General features: G+C 44.5%; 26 protein-coding genes and 4 pseudogenes. 7 read left to right on the plus strand and 23 right to left on the minus strand.

The features are described from left to right. Positions 1-114: 114 nt before the first annotated feature. Positions 115-1,051: pseudogene (locus VL20_RS06790) on the minus strand (IS110-like element ISMae40 family transposase). Between the two features lie 509 nt (positions 1,052-1,560). On the opposite strand from VL20_RS06790, the gene VL20_RS06795 reads away from it, so the two are divergent. After that, the gene (locus VL20_RS06795) at positions 1,561-2,745 is read left to right on the plus strand and encodes a DNA cytosine methyltransferase (RefSeq protein ID WP_052276021.1); all 1,185 of its coding nucleotides are present in this window, start codon (positions 1,561-1,563) and stop codon (positions 2,743-2,745) included. 212 nt (positions 2,746-2,957) lie between these two features. On the opposite strand, the gene VL20_RS06800 is transcribed toward VL20_RS06795, so the two are convergent. From VL20_RS06800 to cysK, 10 genes and pseudogenes are all read right to left on the minus strand, one after another. Beyond that, the gene (locus VL20_RS06800) at positions 2,958-3,407 is read right to left on the minus strand and encodes a hypothetical protein (protein ID WP_128575159.1); all 450 of its coding nucleotides are present in this window, start codon (positions 3,405-3,407) and stop codon (positions 2,958-2,960) included. A 279-nt stretch (positions 3,408-3,686) separates the two neighbouring features. Beyond that, complete coding sequence (locus VL20_RS06810; protein ID WP_284526024.1) at positions 3,687-3,998, minus strand: helix-turn-helix domain-containing protein; 312 nt, start codon at positions 3,996-3,998, stop codon at positions 3,687-3,689. Between the two features lie 66 nt (positions 3,999-4,064). Further along, on the minus strand, positions 4,065-4,772 hold the full coding sequence (locus VL20_RS32330; RefSeq protein ID WP_249264845.1) for an MBL fold metallo-hydrolase: 708 nt from the start codon (positions 4,770-4,772) through the stop codon (positions 4,065-4,067). A gap of 1,011 nt (positions 4,773-5,783) precedes the next feature. Then, positions 5,784-5,906 (minus strand): annotated as a pseudogene (locus tag VL20_RS34045) (hypothetical protein); the annotation flags it as partial. Then, positions 5,906-6,211 (minus strand): FAD/NAD(P)-binding protein, encoded by a 306-nt coding sequence (locus VL20_RS32340; RefSeq protein WP_284526025.1) that lies wholly within the window; start codon positions 6,209-6,211, stop codon positions 5,906-5,908. The gene VL20_RS32340 and the pseudogene VL20_RS34045, both read right to left, overlap by 1 nt. A gap of 223 nt (positions 6,212-6,434) precedes the next feature. Next, the gene (locus VL20_RS06820) at positions 6,435-7,073 is read right to left on the minus strand and encodes a cadmium resistance transporter (protein WP_052276024.1); all 639 of its coding nucleotides are present in this window, start codon (positions 7,071-7,073) and stop codon (positions 6,435-6,437) included. A 30-nt stretch (positions 7,074-7,103) separates the two neighbouring features. Then, a pseudogene (locus VL20_RS06825) lies at positions 7,104-7,678 on the minus strand (Crp/Fnr family transcriptional regulator). A 158-nt stretch (positions 7,679-7,836) separates the two neighbouring features. After that, positions 7,837-8,510: pseudogene (locus VL20_RS06830) on the minus strand (hypothetical protein). 219 nt (positions 8,511-8,729) lie between these two features. Beyond that, the gene (locus tag VL20_RS06835; RefSeq protein WP_002733201.1) at positions 8,730-9,266 is read right to left on the minus strand and encodes an MgtC/SapB family protein; all 537 of its coding nucleotides are present in this window, start codon (positions 9,264-9,266) and stop codon (positions 8,730-8,732) included. 199 nt (positions 9,267-9,465) lie between these two features. Then, positions 9,466-10,413: a cysteine synthase A gene (gene cysK, locus VL20_RS06840; RefSeq protein ID WP_052276026.1), complete on the minus strand. Its 948-nt coding sequence runs from the start codon at positions 10,411-10,413 to the stop codon at positions 9,466-9,468. A gap of 777 nt (positions 10,414-11,190) precedes the next feature. Between cysK and VL20_RS06845 the strand changes: the two genes are divergently transcribed. Both VL20_RS06845 and cpcA read left to right on the plus strand, forming a co-directional pair. Next, positions 11,191-11,709, plus strand: coding sequence for a C-phycocyanin subunit beta (locus tag VL20_RS06845; RefSeq protein WP_284526154.1), 519 nt, complete (start codon positions 11,191-11,193; stop codon positions 11,707-11,709). A 55-nt stretch (positions 11,710-11,764) separates the two neighbouring features. Then, positions 11,765-12,256: a C-phycocyanin subunit alpha gene (gene cpcA / locus VL20_RS06850; protein WP_002732914.1), complete on the plus strand. Its 492-nt coding sequence runs from the start codon at positions 11,765-11,767 to the stop codon at positions 12,254-12,256. Positions 12,257-12,747: 491 nt separating this feature from the next. Here the strand turns inward: cpcA and VL20_RS06855 are convergent, their stop codons facing one another. From VL20_RS06855 to VL20_RS06890, 8 genes are all read right to left on the minus strand, one after another. Then, entirely contained in the window at positions 12,748-13,746 is a 999-nt protein-coding gene (locus VL20_RS06855; RefSeq protein WP_052276028.1) for a sulfurtransferase, read from the minus strand. A 111-nt stretch (positions 13,747-13,857) separates the two neighbouring features. After that, entirely contained in the window at positions 13,858-14,526 is a 669-nt protein-coding gene (locus VL20_RS06860; protein ID WP_052276029.1) for a phosphatase PAP2 family protein, read from the minus strand. After that, the gene (locus VL20_RS06865) at positions 14,523-14,903 is read right to left on the minus strand and encodes a DUF7980 family protein (protein ID WP_052276030.1); all 381 of its coding nucleotides are present in this window, start codon (positions 14,901-14,903) and stop codon (positions 14,523-14,525) included. Before VL20_RS06865 ends, VL20_RS06860 begins: the two co-directional genes overlap by 4 nt. 314 nt (positions 14,904-15,217) lie before the next feature. Next, positions 15,218-16,300, minus strand: coding sequence for a sulfate ABC transporter substrate-binding protein (locus VL20_RS06870; RefSeq protein ID WP_052276031.1), 1,083 nt, complete (start codon positions 16,298-16,300; stop codon positions 15,218-15,220). Between the two features lie 622 nt (positions 16,301-16,922). After that, positions 16,923-17,315, minus strand: a complete 393-nt coding sequence (locus VL20_RS06875; RefSeq protein ID WP_036399750.1) for a DUF5615 family PIN-like protein — start codon at positions 17,313-17,315, stop codon at positions 16,923-16,925. Next, positions 17,312-17,689, minus strand: a complete 378-nt coding sequence (locus tag VL20_RS06880) for a DUF433 domain-containing protein (protein WP_002741562.1) — start codon at positions 17,687-17,689, stop codon at positions 17,312-17,314. Before VL20_RS06880 ends, VL20_RS06875 begins: the two co-directional genes overlap by 4 nt. 260 nt (positions 17,690-17,949) lie before the next feature. Next, complete coding sequence (locus tag VL20_RS06885; protein ID WP_052276032.1) at positions 17,950-18,321, minus strand: aspartyl protease; 372 nt, start codon at positions 18,319-18,321, stop codon at positions 17,950-17,952. Beyond that, a complete protein-coding gene (locus VL20_RS06890) occupies positions 18,318-18,593 on the minus strand; it encodes a hypothetical protein (protein ID WP_002733756.1) in 276 nt (91 codons plus the stop codon). Before VL20_RS06890 ends, VL20_RS06885 begins: the two co-directional genes overlap by 4 nt. A gap of 354 nt (positions 18,594-18,947) precedes the next feature. On the opposite strand from VL20_RS06890, the gene VL20_RS06895 reads away from it, so the two are divergent. Together VL20_RS06895 and VL20_RS06900 are read left to right on the plus strand one after the other, a co-directional pair. Then, positions 18,948-19,172, plus strand: a complete 225-nt coding sequence (locus VL20_RS06895; RefSeq protein WP_002779120.1) for a type II toxin-antitoxin system HicB family antitoxin — start codon at positions 18,948-18,950, stop codon at positions 19,170-19,172. Next, on the plus strand, positions 19,169-19,390 hold the full coding sequence (locus tag VL20_RS06900; RefSeq protein WP_052276033.1) for a type II toxin-antitoxin system HicA family toxin: 222 nt from the start codon (positions 19,169-19,171) through the stop codon (positions 19,388-19,390). The genes VL20_RS06895 and VL20_RS06900 overlap by 4 nt, the downstream gene beginning before the upstream one ends. Positions 19,391-19,638: 248 nt before the next feature. Here VL20_RS06900 and VL20_RS06905 read toward each other — a convergent pair whose 3' ends face one another. The 3 genes from VL20_RS06905 to VL20_RS06915 form a co-directional block, all read right to left on the minus strand. Continuing rightward, complete coding sequence (locus tag VL20_RS06905) at positions 19,639-19,848, minus strand: hypothetical protein (protein WP_002732654.1); 210 nt, start codon at positions 19,846-19,848, stop codon at positions 19,639-19,641. Further along, entirely contained in the window at positions 19,835-20,326 is a 492-nt protein-coding gene (locus VL20_RS06910; protein WP_052276034.1) for a type II toxin-antitoxin system VapC family toxin, read from the minus strand. Before VL20_RS06910 ends, VL20_RS06905 begins: the two co-directional genes overlap by 14 nt. 408 nt (positions 20,327-20,734) lie before the next feature. Next, positions 20,735-21,490 carry a hypothetical protein gene (locus tag VL20_RS06915; RefSeq protein ID WP_052276035.1) on the minus strand — a complete coding sequence of 252 codons (756 nt, stop codon included), beginning with the start codon at positions 21,488-21,490 and terminating at the stop codon, positions 20,735-20,737. Between the two features lie 516 nt (positions 21,491-22,006). Here VL20_RS06915 and VL20_RS06925 point away from each other — a divergent pair. Beyond that, on the plus strand, positions 22,007-22,864 hold the full coding sequence (locus VL20_RS06925) for an IS5-like element ISMae4 family transposase (RefSeq protein ID WP_052278400.1): 858 nt from the start codon (positions 22,007-22,009) through the stop codon (positions 22,862-22,864). A gap of 530 nt (positions 22,865-23,394) precedes the next feature. Here VL20_RS06925 and VL20_RS06930 read toward each other — a convergent pair. Then, positions 23,395-23,745, minus strand: coding sequence for a hypothetical protein (locus VL20_RS06930; RefSeq protein WP_052276037.1), 351 nt, complete (start codon positions 23,743-23,745; stop codon positions 23,395-23,397). Between the two features lie 476 nt (positions 23,746-24,221). Here VL20_RS06930 and VL20_RS06940 point away from each other — a divergent pair, with 476 nt between their 5' ends. Continuing rightward, a complete protein-coding gene (locus VL20_RS06940) occupies positions 24,222-26,552 on the plus strand; it encodes a heavy metal translocating P-type ATPase (protein WP_052276039.1) in 2,331 nt (776 codons plus the stop codon). Positions 26,553-26,803 lie beyond the last annotated feature (251 nt).

Genomic DNA, 26,803 nt, shown 5'->3' on the forward strand with positions numbered 1-26,803 from the left:
TTGTCTTAAAAGTCAAGGGGAATAAAGAAAATCTTTTGTACCCCAAATAGGCAAGACAAAGTAACGGCACCAGTCATCCGTTTTGTCAGCGATGAAATTGTTCGGAAAACTGGACTAAGCGGGTGCTTGCCAGCATTTATTATCACGAATCATGGCATTGAGGATAACCAGCAATTTCCTCATACAGGCAACTAAGGCCACCTTTTTCAACTTGCCATTGGTCAACAACCGTTCGTAGAACTTCCGAATCACCGGGTTATGACGAATGGCTACCAATGTGGCCATGTACAAGCCACAGCGAACCGAGGTGCGTCCCCCCGAAATCATGCGTTTACCCTTGTGCTGGCCACTATCGTGGTTGATAGGAGCGACCCCGACCAGCCGGGCAATCTGTTTTTCGCCAGAGTGTTCCCATCTCGGGTAATTCCGCCAAACATAGGGCAGATGAAACTTTGCCGATCCCTTTAACGGATTGTAAGATTTCATTTTTGCCTTGCCAATCGGCTTGCTGTTGGGCGAGGGACTGAATCTGCTCGTTGAGGCTTTCAATACGCTGTTGGATTTCCTCAATATGGGCTTTGATATCTAGTTGCACCGTCTCAGACGCACGACTGAGGCGGTTTTTCTCCGCCACCTGCATCTCCACCAACTGCTGTCGTCGTCGTACTAGGTCGCTCAATTGTTGGGCTTGGGGGGCAACCACGGGTTGGGGTTGGGGTTGCACGGCTCGTGCGAATTGAGCGATTACCTGTGCGTCCAATTTGTCCGTTTTTGCTTTCCCCAATGCCGTCGCAAACCCTTTGACCTTGCGGGGGTTGGCGATCGCTACCGGTATGGTGGCGGCTTGTAAGCCCGATACGAGTGCGCGCTCTAATCCACCCGTCGATTCCACCACCACCAAACTCGGTGAGAGAGGATGTAATTGTTCAATCAGCGATTGAACGCCAACGTCGCTGTTGGGTTGTTGCAAGGTCAGACCTTGCGGCAACACGTAGATATCTAGAACCTCTTTACTGACATCGATCCCTACCCATGTTTTTTCTTCTGTCATCGTTTATGCTGGGGTTAAGTTATTTTGTCCCTTTGGTAACTCGTCCTTGCGAAGACGAGGTTAATCCTAAGGGCGATTGTTCGAGCTTGTCTCCTCGGGATGACGGCGTGGCTCCGGTGGCTACCCAACGGTGTCAAGCACCTCGGTTGAACTGGATGTCCACGCCCTTTTTCAGAATATAGGCACCCAAGCTACAAAGCGGTATTTTTTACCTAGGTTGGGACGGGTTGCCTACTTCTCAAGATACAAGGTTGGGTTAGCGGTAGCGTAACATGAGCGGGCGTTGGGTTTAATGCTTCAACCCAACCTAGGTTCTTCTAGTCACTTTCGGGAATGGGTGGGAAATGGGCAATGGTCGCGGGTTGGGGATGGTCGGGTAGAGAGCGATCGGGGATTGATGACGACCAGGTTAAAAGTAGCTTGACTTTGTTACTCTACCTTCCATAGGCGTGACTTGATTTTTTGTGGACGATGTGTCACAATAAACCATATATATTCAAGTCAGAGCAATGTCAGAACTTCAATTATCATTATTCCCTCAAAATAATCAAGATATTGAAAAGACGAAAAAAGTCAAATTAGGACGTTATGAAAAAATTCAACGGGAACTACTGACCATCAAGCGTGATTTACATCAAGTTTTTGTGGATGTTAATTGTCCGATCGCTCCTCATCTAACTTATAACTTCATTGATTTATTTTGTGGTGCTGGTGGCATAACTCAAGGTTTAGTTCAGGCAAATTTTCATCCAGCAGCAAGTGTTGAAATCAATCCTGTCGCTTCATTAACACATCGGTACAACTTCCCACAATGCCATCATTTCTGTGGTGATATTCATGACTTTCAAGCAGAGAAATGGCTTATCTTGGCAGGCTCACCCGATATACATTTAGTGGTTGGAGGTCCGCCGTGTCAGGGTTTTTCGGTCGCTGGTAAACGAGATCCCAATGATCCTCGAAATCAATTATTTAAAGAGTTTATAAGAGTGGTTTCTGAAATTCAGCCTTGGTATGTCGTCATGGAAAATGTGCCAGGGATTCTCACGATGCAAAAAGGCAAGGTGAAAGAAACTATCTTAGAAGAGTTTGAATCGATCGGTTATTCTAATATTTCGATCGCTATTCTTGAATCTGCCGCTTATGGAATTCCTCAAATTAGACCGAGAGCAATTTTTATAGCTAATAGATTCGATCTACCTAATCCTTATCCTCAACCTCAATTACTACCTCATCAATATATTCCGATAGAGTCGGCTATTTCCGATTTACCTGCTTACACGCCTATTCCCGAAATTAATCATGAATGGACACGCCATTCCTCGAAGTATATGGAACGGATCGCACGAGTACCCCCCGGTGGTTCTCTCTATGAAACCTACGTTGATGCTTTTAAGCGCCAGTATCCAGGCAAACCGAGTATGACCATCAAAGAAAATCATGGAGGTACACATATTCATCCCCATCTTAATCGAGTTATTTCCGCCCGTGAAATGGCCAGACTTCAATCTTTCCCCGATTCGTTTATTTTTGAGGGAACCATGAAAAAAGCTATGTGGCAAATTGGTAATGCGGTTCCCCCACGTTTAGCCGAATGTATCGGATACGCTTTAATTCCTTATCTCAACAAAGTTGCTTTACAGCTAGAGCAAGAATCGCAGATTAATCAGAATTTAAATCCGATAGCTTGCGGTTGAGAGCAATTCTCCATTTCTGCAAATCATACCATCCACAGCCACTACACCCTACTTCCGCCACTTTTCCACTTTTTGGAATGGTATCCGGCCATTTTTCATCACCCTCATAATAAGTACCTAAGCAAAATTAATTACACATATCTAACCACCTCTTGCCTCTTGCCTCTTGCCTTTTGCCTTTCTTCACTAGGAAATTTATTTTGCACGACTACTTAGTATTGGATACCGAAGGGATAGCCCCGATCCCCTGTTTGGTAGCATTTACGGCAGACTTCACGCTTCTGTAAATTGCGCTGATTCGTCAAAAGTTGAAATTGTTCTCGAATCTCCGTATCGGCCAAATGCTCTAATGAATCTCGTCTCGTATCGTTTCCCCAACGAATTTCTGGAAATTTATGGTCGGGTAACAGATTATCTTTCCCTACAGTCTTACCCTCGTAAGCATCATAACCACCGAGCAGATCAATGATTTTCTTTCGTAGGGATGACGACCATACTTCGTATCCAGATATTCCACCACGAGGTAGAGGAACAAGTATAATATGCGTTTTCTTGGAACCACAAGTCGGGCATTTTTTTGATGTATGAGTTGCGATCGTATATCCCATTTCTTTTAAATCTTGAATCCTTCTAGCCCAATTCGGATTCGGGGTAATTGACAAGCAACACAAGTCCATTTAAAAGTGATGAGTACATCAAAGAATGATTTTGTTACTTCCGCTTCTTTCTGTAACCAGAAGACCTCTTGTTCTTGTCTCCACTTCGGATAATTACTCGGATGACAGTATAGAAAAGCTTGCTGAAGATATTCTTCGATTGCCGAAGATTCGGCCAGATCTACGCCAGTACGTCTATACTCAACTGGAATCGCGCCTTCCCAAATCGTACCGTCATCATATCGAAAAGTAACATCTATGTAACTTTCGGAAGCTTTTGAGTGTCTACGTTGTCCGTGTTGTACGATCTTTTCCATTGGTTTGATTAACTTTGTTTTCCAAGCCTTCTAATAGATTGGAGACATTGAGGTTCATTCCGTTCGCCAGACTAACAAGAGCGGTTACAGAAGGATTGCGAATCCCGCGCTCGATGCCAGAAATATATGTTCTATCTAGATTCGAGCGTGTCGCTAGTTCTTCTTGGGAAATACCTAGATTTTCTCTGTGTTGTCTTACTAACGAACCCAACGCTTTTAAAATTTTTGCCTTGTTTTCGTCCATAGCTCTATCCTGACCGAACATAGACGATGAGTCCACGGACGATCTGTCACATTCCGAGCGAAGCACTAGAAATCGAGCGGCTTTTGAGTATCGCTTGCCCGTTTATATCTGATAATCCATGACGAAAACCACCTTACCACCCCGTGCGTTGGCACTTAAGGCAGCGGTCATCTTCTTGGGATAGGGGAGATTGAGATTATTCATTAACTGAATAAAATCCTCACGATCGCGGCCGGCAAAACGGGGATTCCAGCGCTTTTCCTCACCGATCGAGGAGACCGTTCTGCCCAGATAATCGTGGCAGGGATAAACAAGCGTATCGTCGGGGAGAGTGAATAACTTCTCCGTCACCGTCTTGTATAGTACTTCCGGCGAACCGTTCTGAAAATCGGTACGACCACAACCGCGAATTAAGAGTGCATCCCCCGTTAATAGGCGTTTTTCATCGATGAGATAGGCTATATGACTATCGGTGTGGCCTGGAGTGGCGATCGCTTTTAGCTGCTGACCTGCCACGATCCAGATATCGCCATCGCGCACATAACCATCGATATCGCTCACTTCCGCATTTTCGGGAACGAGGATCGAACAGTTGGTTAACTCCCGTAAGCGGTGCGCTCCGGTGATATGGTCGGCGTGGACATGGGTTTCCATCGTGTAGCCTAGAGTTAACCCCAACTGCCAAAGAATCTGCCGATCGCGATCGACCTGTTCGAGGACCGGATCGATTAAAATTGCCTCCCCCGTACCCGAATCAGCGATCAGATAGGTGTAGGTACTCGATTCCCTATCGAAAAGCTGGCGGAAAATCGGCGCTGCCGGCCCGAATGCGATCGAGTAGGCCGTGGGGAGAGAAATTCTCTCTTTCAGCGATCGCAACAACTCCCGGGCCAGTTCGGCCGCCTGTAAACGCAGTTCGGGGATGGCGGTGGTTTCCCAGAGATCGCCTTTGCGGGGATTTCCCAAAGTGTAGAGCGTTGGCGATGCCGTACCGTCTGGCCCGAGAATTGCCCCATTGTCGGCGGTTTCGATGCCACAACCTAGGGAATGGGGACGGATTAACCCTCGTTGGCGAAGATGAACGACAAGGGGATCGGTGATCGTCCTGTAATCGTTACTTGCGCCGGTACAGTTAATAATTCGATCGACCGGTAGGTTTAACAGGTTTCCCGTTCCCCGTTGACGGATAGTAACCTCTACACAGCCGTTTTTATCCTCAGCACTTTCAATTCTTCCCGCATGATAGGTTAATTGTCCCGATTCTACAGCCTCATCGAGGATACTGGCGATCTCGTCGGCGAGGCGATGGCGAAGAACCTCCCAATAGGCTTTCAGGTGGCGTAGAAATCTGGCGCGTTCCGCTATCGGCAGACAATGCCATAGACCTTGAGATATAGGACGTAAGGCGTTTAAAACGGCCCGCCAGTCGTGACCTTGACTCTCTGCGGTTTTTACCTCCGCGCGAATCCGCCCTAGGAGTCCCCGGGTGGTCTGGGGCGCGGTTTCGAGGGTGAGGAACGGGGGATAGGGATCGGTGGGTCGGTGCGATCGAGGGATCAGTCCATGACGGGAAACTGCGTGGATTTTGCCCGTGAATCCCCTTTGTGCCAGGGAAACCACCATATCCACCATCGTTAACCCCGTACCGACCAGCAGCATCGTCCCGTCGGGTTTTAGCTCGGCGAGTGCCTCCGTCTGCCAAGCGTCGCGGAGATAGGGGGAATTGAGAGACGCGAGGGGTTGGGGAACCGTTGCGGGAAAATTGCCCAGCGCCAGAACTACCTTAGCGGCGCTGATTTTCTTGCCTCCTTTGAGGGTAATCGTCGCCTTTTCCCCGTCGAGGACCAGATCGATCGCCGCATCGGTAAATGTTTCCAGACGGTGATCGGCAATGGCGTTGTCCCGCGCTTCTTCTAGGATCGATCGGATGTATTTGCCGTACACTAGACGCGGTACAAAACTGGCCGGATCGATCGATAGCCGTTATCTGCTAACCAGTGGAGGAAATGTTCGGGATCGTCCTCGAAGGCGCTCATTTTGCCTGCGGGAATATTGAGCAGGTGGCCGCTATCTCGCGTTCCGTAGGCGATCCCCGTACCGAGGGGTTTTCGGCGCTCGATCAGAGCGATCGATAATGGAGTCCCTGTGTCGCGCAACAGGTTCGCTGTCACGAGGGAGCCACTAAATCCTCCCCCGATAATGGCGATGTCGAAAGTTGCAGAAAATTGATTCCGGTCAATGTAGCTCATAGATAAGGGGTATGGTAAGGGTTAAAGAGTTAGTATTACTTGGTCTAAGTAAGTAGTTATAATTAAATTGAAGATAGATTTTGCCTCTGATCCCCCCTGCCCCCCTTGATAAGGGGGGTGCCGATAGGCGGGGGATCCCCCCTGCCCCCCTTGATAAGGGGGGTGTCTGACAACTTTTAACACCTACCTACTTAGCTGAAAGATAATTTTTGGGCATTATTGTTTAATACATTAAAAATAAACGATAGGATTTGCTGTCAATTAAGATATAAATTCCTAGAATAATATAGATAAAAGGACTAATTTTATGTCCGTAGTTTGTAACCACTTTAGCTATCCTGGGATGGGTAATCAAAAAATAGGCTAGGACGCACCAAATTCCCATCATGAGATAAAAAATTATCATGATAATTAAGACGTGCATCGGGGAATTATTGGCAAAAAGAGAGGTATAAATACCAATATTATCACCGCCATTAGCCACGGTCACGGCAGCGATGTAATAGGTTTGGGAGGGAAAACGAGGAACAAAGGAGCGATTTTTAGAATAATTAACATCTTCTCTTACTTCTTGAATGTAATCCTCATTTTCCCTTGACAAAAGTTGTTTAATGCCGATAATTAGAGGGATAAATCCTAATAGACCAATCCATTCTTTAGAAACCAGTAACCCAAATAGTAAACCGAGGGAACTAGCTAGGAGAATCAGGGTAAAACCGAGGTATTGACCAACAATCAGGTGTCGAGGTCGAAAATTAGCATTAAGTCGCGAGAAAAACAACATTAGCACCATCAGATCATCAAGATTTGTGGCCACAAAACTCGTCACGCTAGTAATTAAAAGGGTTACTAACCAATTCATAGATTGAAAAAAGAGATAATCCTTCCCATTCTAAATCTCGTAGTGCCAGATTTCCTCCTCTCGTAAAAGAAGACGATGGACGGGAAGACGTTCCACGGCCCCCTGTTGTTCAAGATGATTAAGTGCGCGGGTAATTGTGACTCTGGTGGTTCCTAATAAATCAGCGATATCCTGATGAGTTAGACGCACATCAATTAATTGTCCAGTACCAGTTTGTTTACCAAATTGATTGCCTAACCATGACAGTAATTTCACAACCATAATATCAGTACGTTTGTAGCTACGAATAATACTTAGTTCTTGTGCTTGCTGAAGATGAGACAGCAGAATTTCTGCCATTTGATAACTCTCAACTGTGGAAAAGGAAACTGCTTGCACTGGAGTGATGCACTCAACTTGATAGGGATTGACTCTCTCTAGGGTTTTGCCAACAAAATTGCCAGGTCCCCACAATCCCAAGACGATTAGGGTTCCATCTTCTAACCAGGTGGAGGTTTTCACGACTCCACTCTCGATTTTCCAGAAATTAGGGTTTCTCAGGGGCAAAATCGCCCGATTATCAAAGTGCCAGCGATGGGGGTTGGTGGTTGATAGGTAAGCGTCATGATTGGTAATTAATTTTGATGAGGTACTTAGCTAGTCAAAAGCACAAGGTGGTCGATAAAGGGGCTTTTTAGACGAGTTAAGGCTTTTGGGGAGAATTTTGGGGTAAAAACGATAATTACCCCAAAAAAGACTGATTTTATGCCCTTGCAAGCCCTATTTATTTCGGGGTGCTAGTCTTCTCCAGTTCCGTGGTGGCCGAGGAGATCAGTTCTTGCCAAGCTCGATCGCTTTCCTGTAGAGTCTGTTTAACCGCGTCGATGGTCTTTTCCACGCGAGTTTTCAGAAAAGGAGAAGCATTGTCTTTGAGTCGTTCGGTGTCGTCGGCTAAGATATCGATCGTCTCGGAGGTATTAACGAGGCTCTTTTCTAGGGTAATAAGGTTGTTTTGCAGGGTTTCACTGAGTTTAGCCCCGGATTTGGTCAATTTTTTCGTAAATTTACTCACTTTTTCCCCTAGATCGTCAATATTGTCCGCTAAGTCCTCCAGGTTGTCCTGTTGAGCTTCGATAATCTTCTTATCGAGAGAAGGAGCGGCCAGTTGAGCCTTTAGGTCATCAATAGCCGATTTTGCCGCTTGGATGGCTTTTTCATAGGCAATTTGGGCATCTTCCAGAATTTTTGGGCTAGAAACCTCATTTTTTTTCTTGACCGGTTCCACCACAGTGCCACCCGTTGCCGTGGCACGGTCGATGACGGCCAACTGTTCGGGGAGTAGGGGCAAGGCGATCGCATTTCCTCTTCCCCGAGGAGCAAAGTGACAGTTAAGAGGAAAATCAGCAGCCGGAAAACTTGATTTTTGAGGCTTTGAAAGCTCTTATTTCGGTTGATCATGATTTGATTTTCTCCTGTTTAGAAAAATTAGTTACTCTCTACTAAATATTATCACATAAAATATTTGCATGTTGTTTATATACAAATATTTTATAAAAAATTTATTATATTTTTTGCTTAATAAATTGTAGATAAAAATATAAACTTTTTGGGCTAAAAGCCATTATAGAAAAGCTTTTGCTCTCTTAATAAAAAATTAATTTTTATCACTTTTTTTTATTAATGAGACGCTGAACTATCCGATGAGTCTATTTCTTGATTAATCGGAGATATTTTCTTACGACCTTTAATATATTTGGCTAAAGGTTGTTTTTTCTTCAGTCGTTTAATGCCACTGAGGGTGGAGAGAGTGAAAAAAGTTCCCACCAGAACCATCTGCCATAAACCGCAGCCAGAAGCCGCGCCTAATCCTGCCGCTAACCAAATAGTCGCCGCTGAAGTCAAACCTTTCACTTGTACCTTATTTAGTTCCCGATGGGATTGTTGTAGGATGATTCCCGCCCCTAAAAAACCGACACCAGAAGCGACCCCTTGAATAGTACGACTGAGAGCATTAGAAGACGCATAACCCACATCTCCCTCCGCTTGTAGGGGAATCATCACGAACATGGCAGCTCCGAGACTAACGATGATAAAAGTTCTCAATCCAGCCGGACGACCGCCTCGCTGTCGGTTATAACCAATCAGACAGCCGACGGCCATAGCCATACTGAGCCGAAAAATAATCGTTTGCCAATCTTCCGAGTCAAAAAACATTGCTTAACCCATCAAATGAGATAAAAACTTCGCCTAACCAATCAAAGCCTTTTCCAGATCCCGCTTTAAATCGTTTCTATTCTCGATCCCGATCGATAATCGTAGTAAAGCCGGTGTTATAGGTGGAAGTGAGATCAATGGGAACCGTTACCGCCCCATGAATCGCCCTCGTTGCAAATTCCATCAATTTATTGTCCTATTAGTCGATATCTTCGAGGTCTTTAAACAGGGCCGTGCTGAGGTAACGTTCCCCAAAACTAGGCTGAATCATGACGATTAATTTATCTTCGTTTTCGGGTCTTTTGCCCACCTGAATTGCCGCCCATAAAGCCGCCCCGGCCGAGATGCCCGATAGTAGTCCCTCCTGACGAGCTAACCGTCGCGCGTAGGCGAAAGCCTCTGTATCATCGACGACAATCACCTCATCGATTAATTCCGGTCGGAAAATGGCCGGAATAAAACCGGCCCCGATGCCTTGGATTTTGTGCGGCCCCGGTTGTCCCCCCGATAAGACGGGACTATTAGAGGGTTCAACTGCGATCGCTTGAAATTGGGGACGACGGGGTTTAATGGTTTCGGCAATACCGGTAATGGTTCCCCCGGTTCCCACGCCACCGATAACGATATCTACCAGGCCGTCGGTATCGGTCCAGATTTCTTCGGCGGTGGTTTCCCGGTGAATTTTCGGGTTGGCCGGGTTGCGGAACTGTTGCAAACTATAGGCGTTGGGGGTATTTTCGACTATTTCCTCAGACTGGGCGATCGCTCCTTTCATGCCTTGGCTACCCGGGGTTAATTCTAATTGCGCTCCGTAAGCTTTTAACATCGCTCGTCGTTCTAAACTCATGGTTTCGGGCATAGTCAGGACTAAGCGATAGCCTTTGGCAGCGGCTACCATGGCCAGGGCGATGCCGGTATTGCCGGAAGTTGGTTCCACCAGAATTGTTTTATCGGGGTGAATTAGTCCGGCGGCTTCCGCGTCCTCCACCATACTGACCCCGATGCGATCCTTAACCGAGGCGGCGGGGTTCATACTTTCTAGTTTGACGACGATGCGGGCTTTTACTCTCTCGGCTACTGGGATTCGATTCAGTTGGACTAGGGGTGTCCGTCCTACCAATTGGGTGATGTCTCTTGCGATCGGCATAATCCCACTTGCTTTATACTTGTTGGCTATTTCTGATTATATATGTATTTTAAATGTTTTACAATACTTTTGGGGTTGAAGTACAGTGACTCGGCGGGGATTATCCCGGTCGATTTTTATTGCCTTGCTAGTTTTTTGGCTCTTCTGGTTTCTGTGTGGAAACGAGGTCTATACCGATAGAATATCCGCAAAATAGTCCTAAAAGTTTTGCCCAATAAGCACTTCAGGGTTCCATAAGCAAAAATTATCACACAAAGTCGAGAAGAGCCGTTTTTTTGTATATCGAAGCACAATCGGTCAAATTGTCTTGGGAAATTTCCCTCAATTTAGTTAATTATTATTAGTATATGAAAGCACATTTGTTTAAATAACTTAAACGAATTATTAGAGAGATGAAAAGAGTGATACTTTTTCTTGGTATAGGGTTACACATTTAGGAAAGTTTTCTGAGATTTATTCTAAAAAATTATTTTTTTGCCACTTTTTTGAGAAACAATTTTTAATAAATAAAGGTGGAAATATGTTCTATAAAATAATTTATGGCAAAAACGAAGTCTATCTAGGAGCGGATAAAAACGCTAAATTCAATTAACAAGAATTGTTCCTCGATATACAAAAAAATCTGGACAAGGGAGAGTAAAACTTTTTTCTGGGACGATAGTATAGTTCCAAGAGAAAAACTCCCAGATACTTTATCGAAAAAATAAAGAAAAGCCAGAAAAATCAACCTCGATATTTTGCTGAAACCAATCATCATTATAGGAGATGAAAACTATGGTGTTAGATGCCTTTGCCAAAGTCGTTTCCCAGGCCGATACCCGGGGGGAATACCTGAGCGAGAATCAAGTCAATGCCCTAATTGCCTTCGTCAAAGATGGTAATAAACGCGTCGATGTGGTCAATCGTCTTTCCAGTAATTCTTCTGCGATCGTTACCGATGCCGCGCGTAGTTTGTTTTCAGAACAGCCCGTTTTAGTTGCCCCCGGTGGCAACGCCTATACAAACCGTCGTGCCGCCGCCTGCTTGCGGGATTTGGAAATTATCCTGCGCTACGTTACCTATGCCACCTTCACCGGCGATGCCAGCATCCTCGATGATCGCGCCTTGAACGGTCTCCGGGAAACCTACGTCGCCCTAGTGGTTCCGGGTGCTTCTGTTGCAGCTGGAATTCTCAAGCTCAAAGACGCTTCCCTTGCCCTAGCAGCCGATCCCAACGGGATCACTCGTGGGGATTGCAGTTCTTTACTGGCAGAAGTCGCTTCTTACTTCGATCGAGCGGCGGCGGCAGTTTCCTGATGCTGTGACTTTCTTCTCTCAATCCGATTAAACTTTTGTAGGAGCAATTCCATCGATGACCAAAACACCTTTAACCGAAGCGGTGGCTACTGCCGATTCCCAAGGCCGTTTTCTCAGCAGTGCTGAATTACAAGTAGCCTTCGGTCGTTTCCGTCAGGCCGCCATCACCCTAGAAGCGGTAAAAATCCTCGCCCAAAAAGCCCCCAGTTTAGCCCAAGAGGCAGCCAACGCTGTCTATCAAAAATTTCCCTACACCACCCAACTCCAGGGGCCGAACTATGCCTACGATGAGCGAGGGAAATCCAAGTGCGTTCGCGATATCGGCTACTATATCCGAATTATTACCTATGCCCTCGTGGTAGGAGGTACAGGCCCGATCGATGAATATCTGGTCGCCGGTTTGAGTGAAATTAATAGTGCTTTTGAACTATCTCCTAGCTGGTATATCGAAGCCTTAAAATACATCAAAACCAATCACGGATTAAGTGGGGATGCTGCTGTAGAAGCTAATTCCTACATCGATTATGTGATCAACGCCCTTAGCTAATTCCCGTCAACTTTACGTCAACATAAGCTCAAATCTCCTAAATTCACCTCGGGATGAGCGCCGAGGTTTTTTTGCGTCCGTCTAACTTAGCCCTACTCGGGAACCCACCCTAAGCAAAAAAAAGGCGTTGTCAGATCAGAAGAGGAAAGATGCAATGCTCCGGTGCTGATTCGGAGCATCTTTCCATTTGACAACGCCGATTGTAGGGCTAATTCATGAATTAGCCCTACGCCGATTGTAGGGCTAATTCCACTGCTAAATCGAGCGACCCCTTCGACTTGGCTCAGGGCAAGTCTTGTTCCCCACTTAAGCCCAACTATCGGCACTATTCGTTCATTAAACACTAATTGTCAAGATGCCATGTAATCTTTCCTATCAAAGTAATTTCAGTTCCGGTGCTGATTCGGAGCATCTTTCAATTTGACAACGCAAAAAAAACCATCTTGGGTAAGATGGTTGCACACAACGAGTATAAACCGACAAACTTGACTTCAGACCGCTTTTTCTGGCCCAGTAGCGACGGGCAGATCTGTGGTACTGGACTCTGTCCAAGAACCCTCGTAAATTCGCACCTTGGGATAACCGAGCAGATGTTTGAGGACAACATACTGTAAAGTAGCTTCCCGTCCCGTACTGCAACTGACAATAATATTATCCGAGGGCTTGATGTTGCGTTGGGCAAGAATCTTCCTGATTTCGTCTAAAGATTGCAATTTATGGTGATTTTTCAGGGATTCATCGGGATTATTCGCTTCCGTAAAGGTCGGCCAGGGTATATTTTTCGCCCCCGGAATATGACCATTTCTCAGCCAGATATCCTGTTTTCCCTGAAAAAGTTCTTCGGGCCTGGGATCGATAACAACCACATCCGGTTTGCCGATCAATTTTTCTACTTCTGCCAAAGTCACCCGAATCGAGGGATTATCACGGACAGTAAAGCTCCCTGGTTGATATTTAGGGAATTCTTTCGTTACCTTCTGTTCAGAACCCTTATAACCCTTAAAACCACCATCTAAGACGGCCACATCTCGGAAACACGATCGCTCTAGTAAATAGGCGACCATGGTTGCCCCCAAGACATCGCGACCATCGGAATATACTACCACTCGATCGCCATTAGTGATTCCCGCGGCGGCAAAGAGACTGCCAATTTTATCCTCTTGCCAATATTGAACCGGCAAAAATCCGTTTGGACCACGAAAATTATTGTCGGCTATATTCACCGCTTTCGGTAAATGACCGGTGATATATTCCAAAGGATTAATCCGCACATCGAGAATTTTTAACTTCGGATCGTTGAGATTTTGTGCTACCCACGCCGGCGATACAAAGTCTATCTTAGTCTCAGATTTGGACGTGGCCATCAGGGGCGATGACGGTGCTAAGGTAAAGGTTAAAATGCACAGAAGAACTAAAGTGAGAAAAGCAAGGGGACGGCTTTGAAACCGTCCCAGGGATAGACCCTTCCCTCGTGGCAGTTTTGATTTCATGATTCAGTGTCAGCGACGAATATCAAACGATAATTACTATAGGGCTTTGATTAGCTTTCTCCAAAAATTTAGGTATAACGTGATATTTTTTTTGGGGAGCAAGTCGATCAACTAATTATTAGTTTCCTCTTGGGTATTGATCGCCTTGGGTGTCTCTAATAACTGTCGCCACCAGAGATGAACTAGGAGGGACCAAGCGATCGCTAAAAGCCAAGCAGCAAGGATATCACTAGGAAAGTGAACCCCTAAATAAAGACGAGTCCAAGCAATAACCAAAACCAAGGGAATCCCCAGTAAAACTACCCCGAAAAACCAGCGCGTTCTCCAAGATAAGATCAGTAAAGAAACCACTAACAGGGAACTAAATAAAGCATGACCGCTAGGGAAGGCAAAATCATCGGGCAAGGGATAAAATAACGTCCAAAATTGCGGGCGATTTCGATGAAAAACAATCTTGAGATTATAACTAATTGCCCAACCTCCAGCCATAGTCACAAGCAGATAAGCGAACCCATACCAGTATTTTTTTAGGGCAAAAATCAGCAGTGAAATTGTTAGTATCGGAGCCACTCCCCAATAAGTACCTAATCCCGTTAATTTTATGGCCAAAAAGTTTAGGTTTAAATTAGCGGTTTGATGAATAGATAGCAGCAGCGATTTTTCCCAAGCAAATCCTTGGGGATGCTGGTCAATAGCGATCGCTAAATCCGTAAAACTTAGCGATGTTAACAAGATGGCTAAGAAAAATAAGCTATTGTTTAAGTGGGTTTTGGGAATCACGGGGAAAAAGTAGCGATCGAGGATAACAGGGGCATTTCTAATATCTGAAAATGAATTAAGACCATAATGACTAATGTATAGGCAGTCGAGGAAAGTAATCCATTTCTTAATTCTTTTGGCCAATTGCGTTCTTTTTTCTCTCCACCGATTAATTCTTTCGTCCCAAACTGCATCAGTAGGATTCCCACAAGATTAGATAACCAATAACCAACCACGGCTGCGGGGAGAAAAAAATCGGCGTGTAAGCAAGCAATTAAACGACCGAAACCGTAGGCGATCGGCAGATTAAAAATTAGATCGTTCCACCAACACAGGGGCGATAATAAGTAACCAATCAATACCAAGCTTCCGTTTTTTATTTTGTCAAGTAGATACATCTTTTTTTTAGTTACTAACTATTAGTTTTGTTTTTTTTGCCATCAGCAATCAACTATCTCTGCTATCTAGGGTTTGCGGCAAAAAGTACGGGCGAAGCATTCGGTTAGAAAATCTACGGTTTCACCGATAGGTTATTGCCCGAATGCTTCGCCCCTACAGGACGCGGGCCGGTGAAGACGCAAGGTTTTGAACGACGATTCTCTCAAAATCTTGCACCTGTTTCGCAAGAAAAGCCACAAAACCCTTCCCTTGCCCACATTTCAGATTTATTCAGCAAGCGCTATCTAGCTGACGGCTGATGGCTCACTACTAATTAACGCTGAATTTGGTCAAAAATCGCCCCATCAGCGAAGAATTTTTTCTGGATCGCATCCCAGCTACCAACCGCCGTATAGGGGAACAGATTCGACACTTTTGGATATTGTTTACTAAACTCTTTAGCCACATTAGCATTAACGGGACGGAAACCCACCTTGGCGAATTCCCGCTGCGCTTCGGGAGTAAAGAGAAATTGGGCAAAAGCTGTCGCTACTTCCCGGGTTTTGCGTTTATCAACTATTTTATCCACTACGGCCACGGGCGGATCGATCGAAACATTGACTGGAGGAATAGTATAGGAAAAACCGGTTTCTCCTTTTTGACGGGCCAGAATCACCTCGTTTTCGTAGTTAAGCAGCACGTCCCCCTGATCCTGTTTAAAGAAGACATCGCTGGCTTCCCGGGCATCTTTGGGTAGTATAGGCACGTTTTTATAGACATTACGGACGAAATTGGTCGCTTGTGCTTCACTGCCGCCGGTCCGAGTTACCGATCCCCACAGGGCCAGAAAATTCCACCGGGCCACCCCAGAGGTTTTCGGGTTGGCAGTAATGACTTTAATCCCCGATTTGGCTAGATCTGGCCAGTTGCGGATTCCTTTGGGATTGCCCTGACGAGTAACTAAAGCTACCACGGAACGAGTGGCGATGGCGTTATTGGGTAATTCTTTCTGCCAACCGGGGTTAACTAAACCCGCTTTTTGCAGGCGTTCCACATCGGAACCGATAGCCAAATTTACCACATCTGCATCTAATCCGTCGATAACAGCGCGGGTTTGGGAACCAGAGCCACCATAACTCTGTTTAATCACCACATCCTGTTTTTTCTCTCTTTTCCATTTGTTGACGAATAGAGGGATGATTTTTGAGTAGGCTGATTGAGTCACCGCGTAGGAAACCAGGGTTATTTCCACGGTTTGTTGTTTAGCTTGCTGTTTATCCGCAGCTGCCAGCAGATTACTCGATGCTGATAGGGGACTAAAAGTTAGTCCGATTCCCGTTGTCACGACGGCAGCCGTAGCTAGAGAAATAAAAGGTAAGAGGGTTTTCCGTTTTGGGGATCTAGGATCAGGGATCACGATGTCATCGGCTCCTTTGTTTATTTATGGGAGATTGCTAGGTATTTTCTCTCGAATTGTATTCTATACGAAATAAAAAACATTTTCAATACATCGAAGAAAAAATTATACTGTTTGGGTTGGATGCAAAGAAATCAAGCCATTAATGGCTTGATTAGCTGAAAAAAGTGTAAATATTCGATTTACATAGCTTAAATGTGCCTTTAAATTCGCCTGAAGCCTCTTTATGCTTCCAGAATAGAGATTTTATTGTCTTTATGGAGAAGAAAGAATTTTTTAGTGCTCACAAACCTTTCCCTATGTGGGTTCACCGGTGAAGTTAGCGGACTTTAGCAACTATTACCCTAAAATTGAAGCGGTCTAACGACTTCAATCAATAATACCATTTTTCTTTATTTGCGTCACAACGAATGCAGGCCTGGCAAGCATTCGAGCGTGGATGTCTGTCATGGATTTAGAAATTTGGTATAAGCAGGGTGCGTCCCAAAAAATCCTGCATTAGGTAACGCACCCTACAGCGATTGCGATCTATTCAGAAACTTGCCGCATAACGGCTAAGTTATGCCGTGCTTCTCACCGATAAGACTGCGATCGCCCTAATTTTCAAGCGTAGCCGACAATATCATGGAATGAATAACCGACCAACCCCCTTGTAATTATCAAGATCTACAGCAATTTCGATCAGTCGTTCAGCGCAGCGCTCTCTATACTCAGCTTCACTCAAACGATCGAGATTTCCAATCGTCAACACTGGAAACGATTTCTCTGTGTTCTCTTCTCGCATAACCTGCTCAAGGGAATCATCACCCTTCATATTTCGGTTAGCAGTAAGAATCATCATCTCCTGTTCTTGAGCATAGCACCAGACTACGCGATCGCTACTTTCCATCGACAGTCCAACCTCTCTAAAGGTGACAAATTGGACAGACTGAAACTCAAGCCAACCACGTTTTGCCAATATACCAAGAAAAATCAGCGCATAACCGTCGAGGTTGTAGTCAACTAAGAAAGTCATTGTTTTTGTGCGGCACGTCTCGCTCTCTGCTCCTCAAGCTTTGCCCAAAACGCTTCTTGCCCTGGTTTATGTGGCATTGCTGCAATTCGAGCAAAGCGTTCGCGGTTACGATCTTCCCAGTACTGACGAATTTCTTCTCTATTTTGAAGAACCTCTTGATATTCAACCTCGACCTGAGCTTGGTTTACCTGAATGTAGGACAAAGCTGCGTCAATTTGCGCGTTCGTGAGGTTAAATGTGTCACGAATCAGTTTAGGAGGATAATCAGCTTTTAGGAGATCGATCACATCATAGAGGGTGATGCGCGTGCCAGCGATCGTCAGTCCTCGCTCTGTACGGATAATTTTCGCTTGTTGGTTTGCCGTCCAGGTCATTCCCTTAGCTCCTTAGAATCCACTTAATGGTCAATGGTTTCACCAGACAAATATTGGTCAATTTTTTCTGACCAATCAGGTTCACCGTTCATTATAGCCCGCCTCTTACGCGACAAAATCAGTGTACTGCTAGGCCGTGCCTTCGTCATCCCACTTAGACTGACAGCTTCAATCAATGTGCATGGTGCGTTCCCAAAAATCTATTGGTGGAACAGTAGGACTTGCATTAGGGAACGCACCCTACGGCGATTGTGATCGCACTATGACAAAGGTTTAATTGTCACTAATCCCCCAGCAAAACCCTGAATATTCAACTCATAGCCATCAAGTAAACCCATACCAACTAATGGATCTGTCTCTGACTCATTGATTTCAATAGATTTGATCTGACCATCCCAGATCACAGTTGCCTCAAATACGTTAAACATACAGAGGCTTCCATCGCCCAAGATTCCCTCTTCTTGCATATACCACGTTAATCCTAGTGTTGTAATGATAGCAGAAGGCAACGTGAGAAATCCAGTGTAACCAGTGTCAATAACTGCTTTAATCGCTTGTCTCTGGTGATTTTCGCCTAGCACTACGAATTGAATAATTGCTTCTCGGTGCGAATTGACGCTCCCCATCATCATGGCGATACACTGGGGGAACGAAAGCCAAAACGATGGACGGCACGATGTCCAATCCGAATACCAAATATTTGTGCATCAGGAAAACGTATTAACAGTTGTTTAGCAGCTGTTAGGCTGTCGTCAGCCACTTCAAAAGCCCCTGTTTCGATGTCTATTGCTACAATCTTCCCATGATTCCCTTCCTCGATTTGGGAGCGTACCTGAGACTCATAGACTTCGTGTCCACGTCGGGCAAATTCTTCTTTGCTGTAGCGGGGTTGTCGAACTGTCATTGAAGCGACCCTGTGGCAACTTTTGCCCCTCTATTTTAACCTAAACATTGGCAATCTTCGCTAACATTCCTCCACTGGGCCCACAAGAGCAGCACCGCACCTAACCTCACAGCTTCAATCAATGTGCATGGTGCGTTCTCAAAAATCCCGCATTAGGAAACGCACCCTACGGCTGAAACAGTCCAGTCAGCGTAACCCACGAATTTTGAACATTAGATAAGGTGCGTTACATTTCATTAACGCACCCTACAAGATCGGCGATCTGCTACGCAGTGCCTTCGGCATCACACTGGTTCTAAAACATAAAATGTTAATATTTGAATGAAACAACCAAATAGTTATCGAGCAATGATTATGGTTAAACCACAAGCTGAATCCAGCCGTAAAGTACTTCTCTATCCTGGTGAGGATAGTTACTTTGTTGTCGAAGTTCCTAGTTTGCCAGGATGTATTAGCCAGGGAAAAACTCGTGAGGAGGCTCTAGCCAATATTGAAGAGGCAATCGCTCTGTATATCGAAGTTTTACAGGATCGGGGTGAACCTGTTCCCAATGATACGGTTGAGGTCATTCTGGTATGAGTAAATTACCTGTTATCTCAGGCGCAGAATGTGTAAAAGCACTTGAGCAAATAGGCTTTGCCGTAGAGCGTCAGCGTGGAAGTCACATGATTTTAGTACGTGAAGCTCCCAAAACAACAGTCTCGGTACCAGATCATCAAGAACTAGATCGAGGTACTTTACGCGCAATTATTCGGCAAGTCGGCTTGAGCGTTGACGAATTTGTTGAGCTTTTATAAAGCATTTTACTATGGGATTACACTCCCACAGATAATTCAGAATTTTCCGGTTCTAGAGCAACCCATAAAATTGTCGGCATAAACCTGCACAATATCATCGGTACGTTACACTTCGTTAACGCACCCTACAAGATCAGCGTACTGCTACGCAGTGCCTTCGGCATCGCAATCATAACTAACCAATCGGACTATTTACAAAGACAAGTACGAATCATTGTCGGTCTAACGGCTAAGTTGAGCCGCCACGATTAGATTTGAGATTCTTGTGGTTCATCCTGTTTTGGTCGGCTCCAACGACTTGTTAGACCTTGCTTTGGTGGTAAGCTGACTACCTGCCTGCCACTTTCTGCTTGTCTTTTTTGCCAATCTACAAACATTGCATCCAAATCGTAGTTAAAGGATTTAGCGTGTTCTTCTCGAAATTTATGAATTTCATCTAAAATGTCATCTTGCCACATCGTTATAATCTCCTAAAAGTTCGTAAGGAGTACAAATTATGGGTAACTCGTATCCCAAATCAAGACTGAGCTCTGCCAACTTCCTCTGAATTTGAGCGTTGGCAATATGTTTACAGTTCCATGTTAACAAGTAATCTAGCCCGTGGACAGTCGCCGCAGCAATGTGAACCGCATCATCAGAAGCTTTGGCAGGAAGGTTGCTTCGTATAAGAAACTGGGCTGCCAAGTTGCGTACAGCTTGATTGAGTTCAACCAAAGGCATTTCATTGACAATTTCTAACCTTTTCAAAGCAATCTCTGTATCTCCCTTAGCGACTTCATCTAAAACAACCTGTGAGATATAGAGAAGAAAATCATTACGGCGATTTTGCCACCAGTCCCTTGTCGTTTCAATATTCCCAGCAACAACCAAGTTTTTGGTCGATCTGGCTGTCAGATAACCAATAACGCTGGTTTCAATATAGACGCTTTCACTCACGGCAATCTAGAAAATCTATCCAACGTCTATCCTACTGCATTTAATCTTGGTTTTGAGGGAGTTGGGTAACAACCGTCAACCCAACCTACAAGATCAGCGATCGCACTGTTATGAGTTGATTGATGTTGGGTTTCCTTGCGTCAACCCAACCTACGGGCGAGGCGATCGCACTATGGGATTACACTCCCACAGATAATTCAGAATTTTCCGGTTCTAGAGCAACCCATAAAATTGTCGGCATAAACCTGCAAAATATCATCGGTACGTTACACTTCGTTAACGCACCCCACAAGATCGCACTGAAACAGTCCAGTAGGGTGTGTTAGCGTTAGCGTAACGCACGAATTTTGAACATTAGATAAGGTGCGTTACATTTCATTAACGCACCCTACAATATCGGCGATCGCACTAAATCTTCTTTTCACTTAGCACTTTTCGCAGGGCTTTGACAGCAGTATCAAGCCCAGTATCTAACATAATTCCGCCTGTAAATTTAAGCAAATCTGATGAATTCACTACAACCTGAATACTGTCGCCACTTGATACTGCTAATTTGAAAAGTTGTGCCTGCTTCATCAATACACCATTTGGTAATGTGTAGTTCGTAGAATCATCCCGCGTCGAAACGGCAACTACATCTCGATAGTGGAATTCATCGTCTCTTTCATTAAGAGGAACACCTCTTATAAAGTTATAATCGCACTGATAGGAACTGAGTTTATGTTCAGTTAAATGCACAACTGTTACAGCATTAATGCTAAATCGAATACGCTCATCTTTACCCTTTTTCCAGGCAAGTTCTTCTGTTGGAACACCATGAGTTGACCAGAGGATAGGTCCGCGAATCACAACAGAATCTCTAATTAGTTCTGCTTCCTCAATGTTTAGGCGATCCATCGAACGTTTCTTAAGATGTTCAATGTCATCAACTAGCCAAGCATCAACTGTTTGATCTCCAGGAGCATCCATAACAGGTTTGATCTCGAAAAACAACCATGCTCCTGCTGCAATTAAGACAAGTAGGCCGATTACCGCACTAGAGGATTGTGATAGCAAGAGCAAGCCAATTACAAGAAGGATGATTGGCCACTTTAGTTTTGGCTTTTTAAAGTAATTTCGGATTCGCTGGCGCTTTTGATCTTCCGAACTTTTGGATGCTGTCATTAATATGTTCCTCCACTCATAAGATTTGTTTAACAAGCTCAATGTACAATTGGTTATTGGTCATCGGTAGTTTTGCCAGCAATACTCGCAATCTGTCGATATTGGTTGCACCAGGGTGAATAGATTCCAAGATATTTGCTACGGATGGTGAGGGACATTTTATTCGATTGCCACTGTAATAGTCATCACGAACAAGTGCTCGAAACCATTGAACAGTTGCATCAGAATCACCCATAGCCGTAGCCGTAGTTAGTAATTGATCAATTTCCTCGATTTCACTACGCTTCAGTATTTTAGGTCGTCTGCCTCCAAGCAATGCTAGTGCCAAATAATAGTAGGCAGGAGCAATTGATGGATCAGCCTTGATTACATCCTTGAGAAAATTTATTGATTAGACCTCTTGCATAATTTTTTTATGGTATAATATAAGGTTTTGCTTTTTTCTCAATTCTTAGATTGAAGTGGAAAAAAGAATAAAATGTGATCTTAGGTCAGGAAATCATCTATAATTTTGCTATGTTTATTAGCAAAATTATGGATTATCAAAACTTATCAGATGAACAATTCAAACGCCGTTTCGGTGTGTATAAACCAACATATAGAAAGATGGTAGAATCAGTAAAAAGTGTTGAAGCCGACTCTAATTCACCATCTAAAAGGGGACCGAAACCTAAACTATCTATAGAAGAACAAGTTTTAGTAACGTTAGAATATTGGCGAGAATATAGAACATATTTTCACATTGGTACAAGCTGGGAACTATCAGAATCAACTATATGTCGGATTGTAAATAAGACGGAAAAAATGCTTTTACAATCGGGAAACTTCCGTTTAAAAGGAAAAAAAGCTTTACTCAATCAAGCAGAGATACCGGTCGTAACGGTAATGGATGTAACGGAAACTCCCATTGAACGCCCCAAAAAGAAACAGAAAGATTTTTTGGGGGGTAAAAGAGGTTATCATACTTTAAAATCCCAATTAGTAGCTGATCAAAATACCGAGGAAATTATCTGTGTCTTTTGTGGGAAAGGTAGAGGTCATGATTTTAGTTTATTTAAAAAAAGTCGAGTTCGTTTTCATCCTTTAACTACCAGCATAGAAGACAGTGGTTATCAGGGAATAGCTGCATACCATAGTAATAGTTATACACCGAAAAAGAAATCGAAAAATAGAAAATTAACAGAGTTAGAAAAAGAGTATAACAAGGCTTTAGCCAAAGAAAGGATTATCATTGAACATATAAATAGGAAACTCAAAATCTTTAAAATCTTATCCTGTAAATATCGGAATCGTCGTCGAAGATATAGTTTAAGAGTTAACTTGTTGGCGGCTATTTATAACTGTGAGTTAGGGATAGGTATAGCAGCTTCTTAAAAGTTGCCTAAAGATTAATCAAGTCAAGGAGAATTTATTCTCAATTATAAAAATTGAGATAGTTTGTGCTGCTTAAATAAAGAGGTTTTGATAACCAAATTAAAGCATATCTAAAGAGTTTTGAGTTAAAAGTTAAACTTCAAGTTTTCATTCAGGACTAATGTACTGGTTAACTAATTTTTTGGGGAAAATTAGTTAACCCATCATTATAACATATAATTAATTTGCAAGAGTTCTATTGCTGGTATGACTTCGCCTCCAGAAATTGGATACCTTGATTAAATAAAGTATCTGGATCTGGTGATTGAGAAACTTGATTAATATTGAACTGAGTGTTTACATGCTGATTTCGCTGGTCGTAGCTTGCCATGATTTTCTAACTCCTTAGTACGGCGGATTCAGGCTCAGTCTGGTACATCTTCTAAGGGTCAAGGCTTATCCAATAAGGAGTTGTTTGTGCCAGATGGATAGAGGAACCGCCGTAAGTATCCATTAAAAAATTGCATACGAACACCCTCTCAACTATACTGTCAAAACAGTTGTTGAACTAACTCAATAGCCTTGACAATACCTGTCACGATACCACCAGCCTCGACCACACCTTTCATAAATTCCTTTGCTTCACCAAGATGGTCCAATATAGATTTCCTGCTTGGTTCTGATTTTTTGGCTTGATCAATAGCCTTCTGAATCTGGTACTGAGCATCTGTGACTATCTCAGCATCGATAACTTCAGCCTCGCCAGCCTTTGATATCTCATCCTTGAGTTTTTCTAACTCACTAATCAGGTCTGCTCGATTTTGGACATTACCGAAATTGATGTCACCAGCAGCATTATACTGATAAGTTACTTTTTGACCCCGCTGATCAAACACTGGCATTGTTTCTCTTCCTCATAAACAACTGTACTGAATTCTTCCCTCTAGAAGCCTCACAGATAAACTCCCAACTATGTCACAACCACAAAACTAAGCCGTATAACTATTAATCATACCGCTCCCTGCAGCCCAGCACCCTCCCCGATCCTACTATACCACCCGCATCGGTGTAACAGCCCCTAAATAAAACTTAATACCGCACCTTGGAGTTTAATCATCTCAATTTGGGCATAATTACCATAGAAGGCGGTCTAACATTGCGCTCAAGTGGATTTTACCCCATTTGCCGATGACAGAATCCGGGAAGTCATGCGCCTGTTTACTGACGGGTTTGTAGTATAGTTTGCTATTAGTTTTTCCCGCATCATTGATAGCTGCCCCCCTAATAGTATGGATCGGGAAGAGATCGCCAAAATAGTTTAAAAATCGGCCGAGAATTTCTAGGATAGAAGTAAAGACCATCCTTGCCTACTTTTTCTATGATCCTAGCCGCCGAAACTGGACTAAAAACCGCTACTCTAGACGTAAAAGGCATGAAATGCGCTGGCTGTGTGAGTGCCGTAGAAAGACAACTCAGCCAAAATCAAGGGGTAAAATCGGCCCAAGTTAATCTAATCACGGAAATTGCCGTGATTGAATACCAACCGGAAGCGATCGCACCAGAGCAGTTAGCCGCAAAATTAACCGCGATTGGATTCCCCACCCAACCGCGCAGCTCATCGACTCCCCTTTCTCAACAAAATCAACGGCTGCAAAACCAACAAAAAGAACGGCAACAACAATTATACCGATTAGCGATCGCTTGTTGTTTACTGGTTTTTTCCCTGATTGGTCACTTACACCACATCGGGGGACCAGAAATCCCCATCTTTCAAAGCATTGCTTTTCACTGGACTTTAGCCACCCTAGCCATTTTATTCCCCGGGCGCGATATTTTCATCGATGGTTGGCGGGGATTACGGCACGGGATGCCAAATATGAACACTCTCGTTAGTTTAGGCACAGGTAGCGCCTATATAGCCAGTTGTTTGGCTCTTATCTTGCCTAATCTCGGTTTAGAGTGCTTTTTCGATGAACCGGTCATGCTGTTAGGGTTTATTCTCCTCGGACGGACTCTAGAAGCGCATTCCCGTCATCGCGCAGCCGCAGACTTAGAAGCGCTTACCTCCCTACAACCGGCAGTGGCTCACCTGATTGGTAGTACAGATGACCGTGTGGGCGTGGCGATTCCGGTGGAACAGCTGCGCGTCGGGGAATGGGTGCGCGTCTTACCCGGGGAAAAAATTCCCGTGGATGGGGAGATTATTCAGGGAAGAACCACGGTAGATGAAGCTTTATTAACGGGGGAATCGCTGCCGGTGGTTAAGGAAATGGGAGATCTAGTCATTGCCGGCAGTTTCAATCTCTCTGGTGCGATCGCCGTACAAACTCGTCAGGTGGGGACCGATACCACCCTAGCTAAGATTATCGCAGCCGTGGAATCAGCCCAAACTCGCAAGGCCCCAGTACAGAAGATAGCGGACAGGGTAGCGGGTTATTTTGCCTACGGAGTGATGATAATTGCCCTAATTGTGCTGCTCTTTTGGTATTTTTGGGGAACTAGGCTCTTTCCAGAGGTGTTAGGGTCAACCACAGGACACCACGAGATGATTCAACCCACTTCTCCCCTACTTTTGTCCCTAAAATTAGCGATTTCTGTGCTTGTGGTCGCTTGTCCCTGCGCTCTCGGTTTAGCCACACCAACGGCCCTACTGGTGGGAACCAGTTTAGCAGCCGAACGGGGTATTTTAATTAAAGGGGGCGATGTTTTGGAAACCGTCTCGCAACTGCAAACGGTGGTTTTTGACAAAACGGGAACCCTTAGCCAAGGTCATCCGGAAATTACCGATTGTTTGAGTTTTTCTGAGCTTAATTCCCTGGAAATTCAACAATTAGCGGCAGTAGTGGAGAGTGGCACTAATCATCCTCTCGCTCGGGCGATTTTAGACGCGGTTACTCCTCCTACTAACCTGACGGGGGAAGATTTTCAAACTGTGGCTGGATTGGGAGTTTCGGCAAGGGTGCAGGGGTCGAAAATTGTTCTAGGAAATCGGCAATGCTTGGCGCAGAACGGCATTAAAATCGATGAAACTATCCCCAGTATTCAAGAGCTTTTAGAGGCGGGTAAAACGGTGATTTATCTGGGTATGGAAGAACAATTACTCGGCGCGATCGCTTTTCAGGATCGATTACGTCCCGATGCTCAAACAACCGTGAATCAGTTGCAAAAACTCGGTTTAGAGGTGATTTTACTCAGTGGTGATCGCAGAGAAGCAGTGACAGCGATCGCTAATAGTTTGGGTATTAGCCAATTTTATGCCGAAGTTGCCCCCACCGAAAAATCGGCCTTAATTGCCGACCTACAGACAAAAGAGGGCAAAATCGTGGCTATGGTCGGGGATGGTATCAATGACGCTCCTGCACTAGGACAGGCTAACATCGGTATTGCTCTGGCCGGTGGCACGGAAGTGGCCATGGAAACGGCCGGGATCGTTTTAATTAGCGATCGCCTGGAAGATGTGGTGCAATCTCTGCATTTAAGTTTGGCCACATGGCAAAAAATCCGACAAAATCTTTTTTGGGCTTTGGGTTATAATACCTTTGCTATTCCCATTGCTGGTGGTTTATTACTGCCCCATTGGGGTCTAGCTTTCAGTCCGGCCCTAGCAGCAGCTTTGATGGCTTTTAGTTCGGTTATGGTGGTGAGTAATTCCTTGCTTTTACGTCGTCAATTTCCTCCGCTCAAATCGACAAAGGAAGGCAAAAACTAAAGCAATTATCGATTTTTTCTCGATAAATCTATCAAGCACCAAAAAGAGCATTTTTTCATCGTCGAAGATGATCAAAACAGAACCAAAATTCTCTTAGAGGATAGGGAAGAACGTAGGTTGGGTTGAAGCATGAAACCCAACGCCCGATTATGTTACGCTACCGCTAACCCATCCTACAAATAATTGTGCCTCCCTACTTATATCTGAAGGAAAAGTTAGCCCCCCAGTTAAATCACGGTGATAAGATGGTA

The organism is Microcystis panniformis FACHB-1757 (assembly GCF_001264245.1).
Classification (GTDB): Bacteria; Cyanobacteriota; Cyanobacteriia; order Cyanobacteriales; family Microcystaceae; genus Microcystis; species Microcystis panniformis.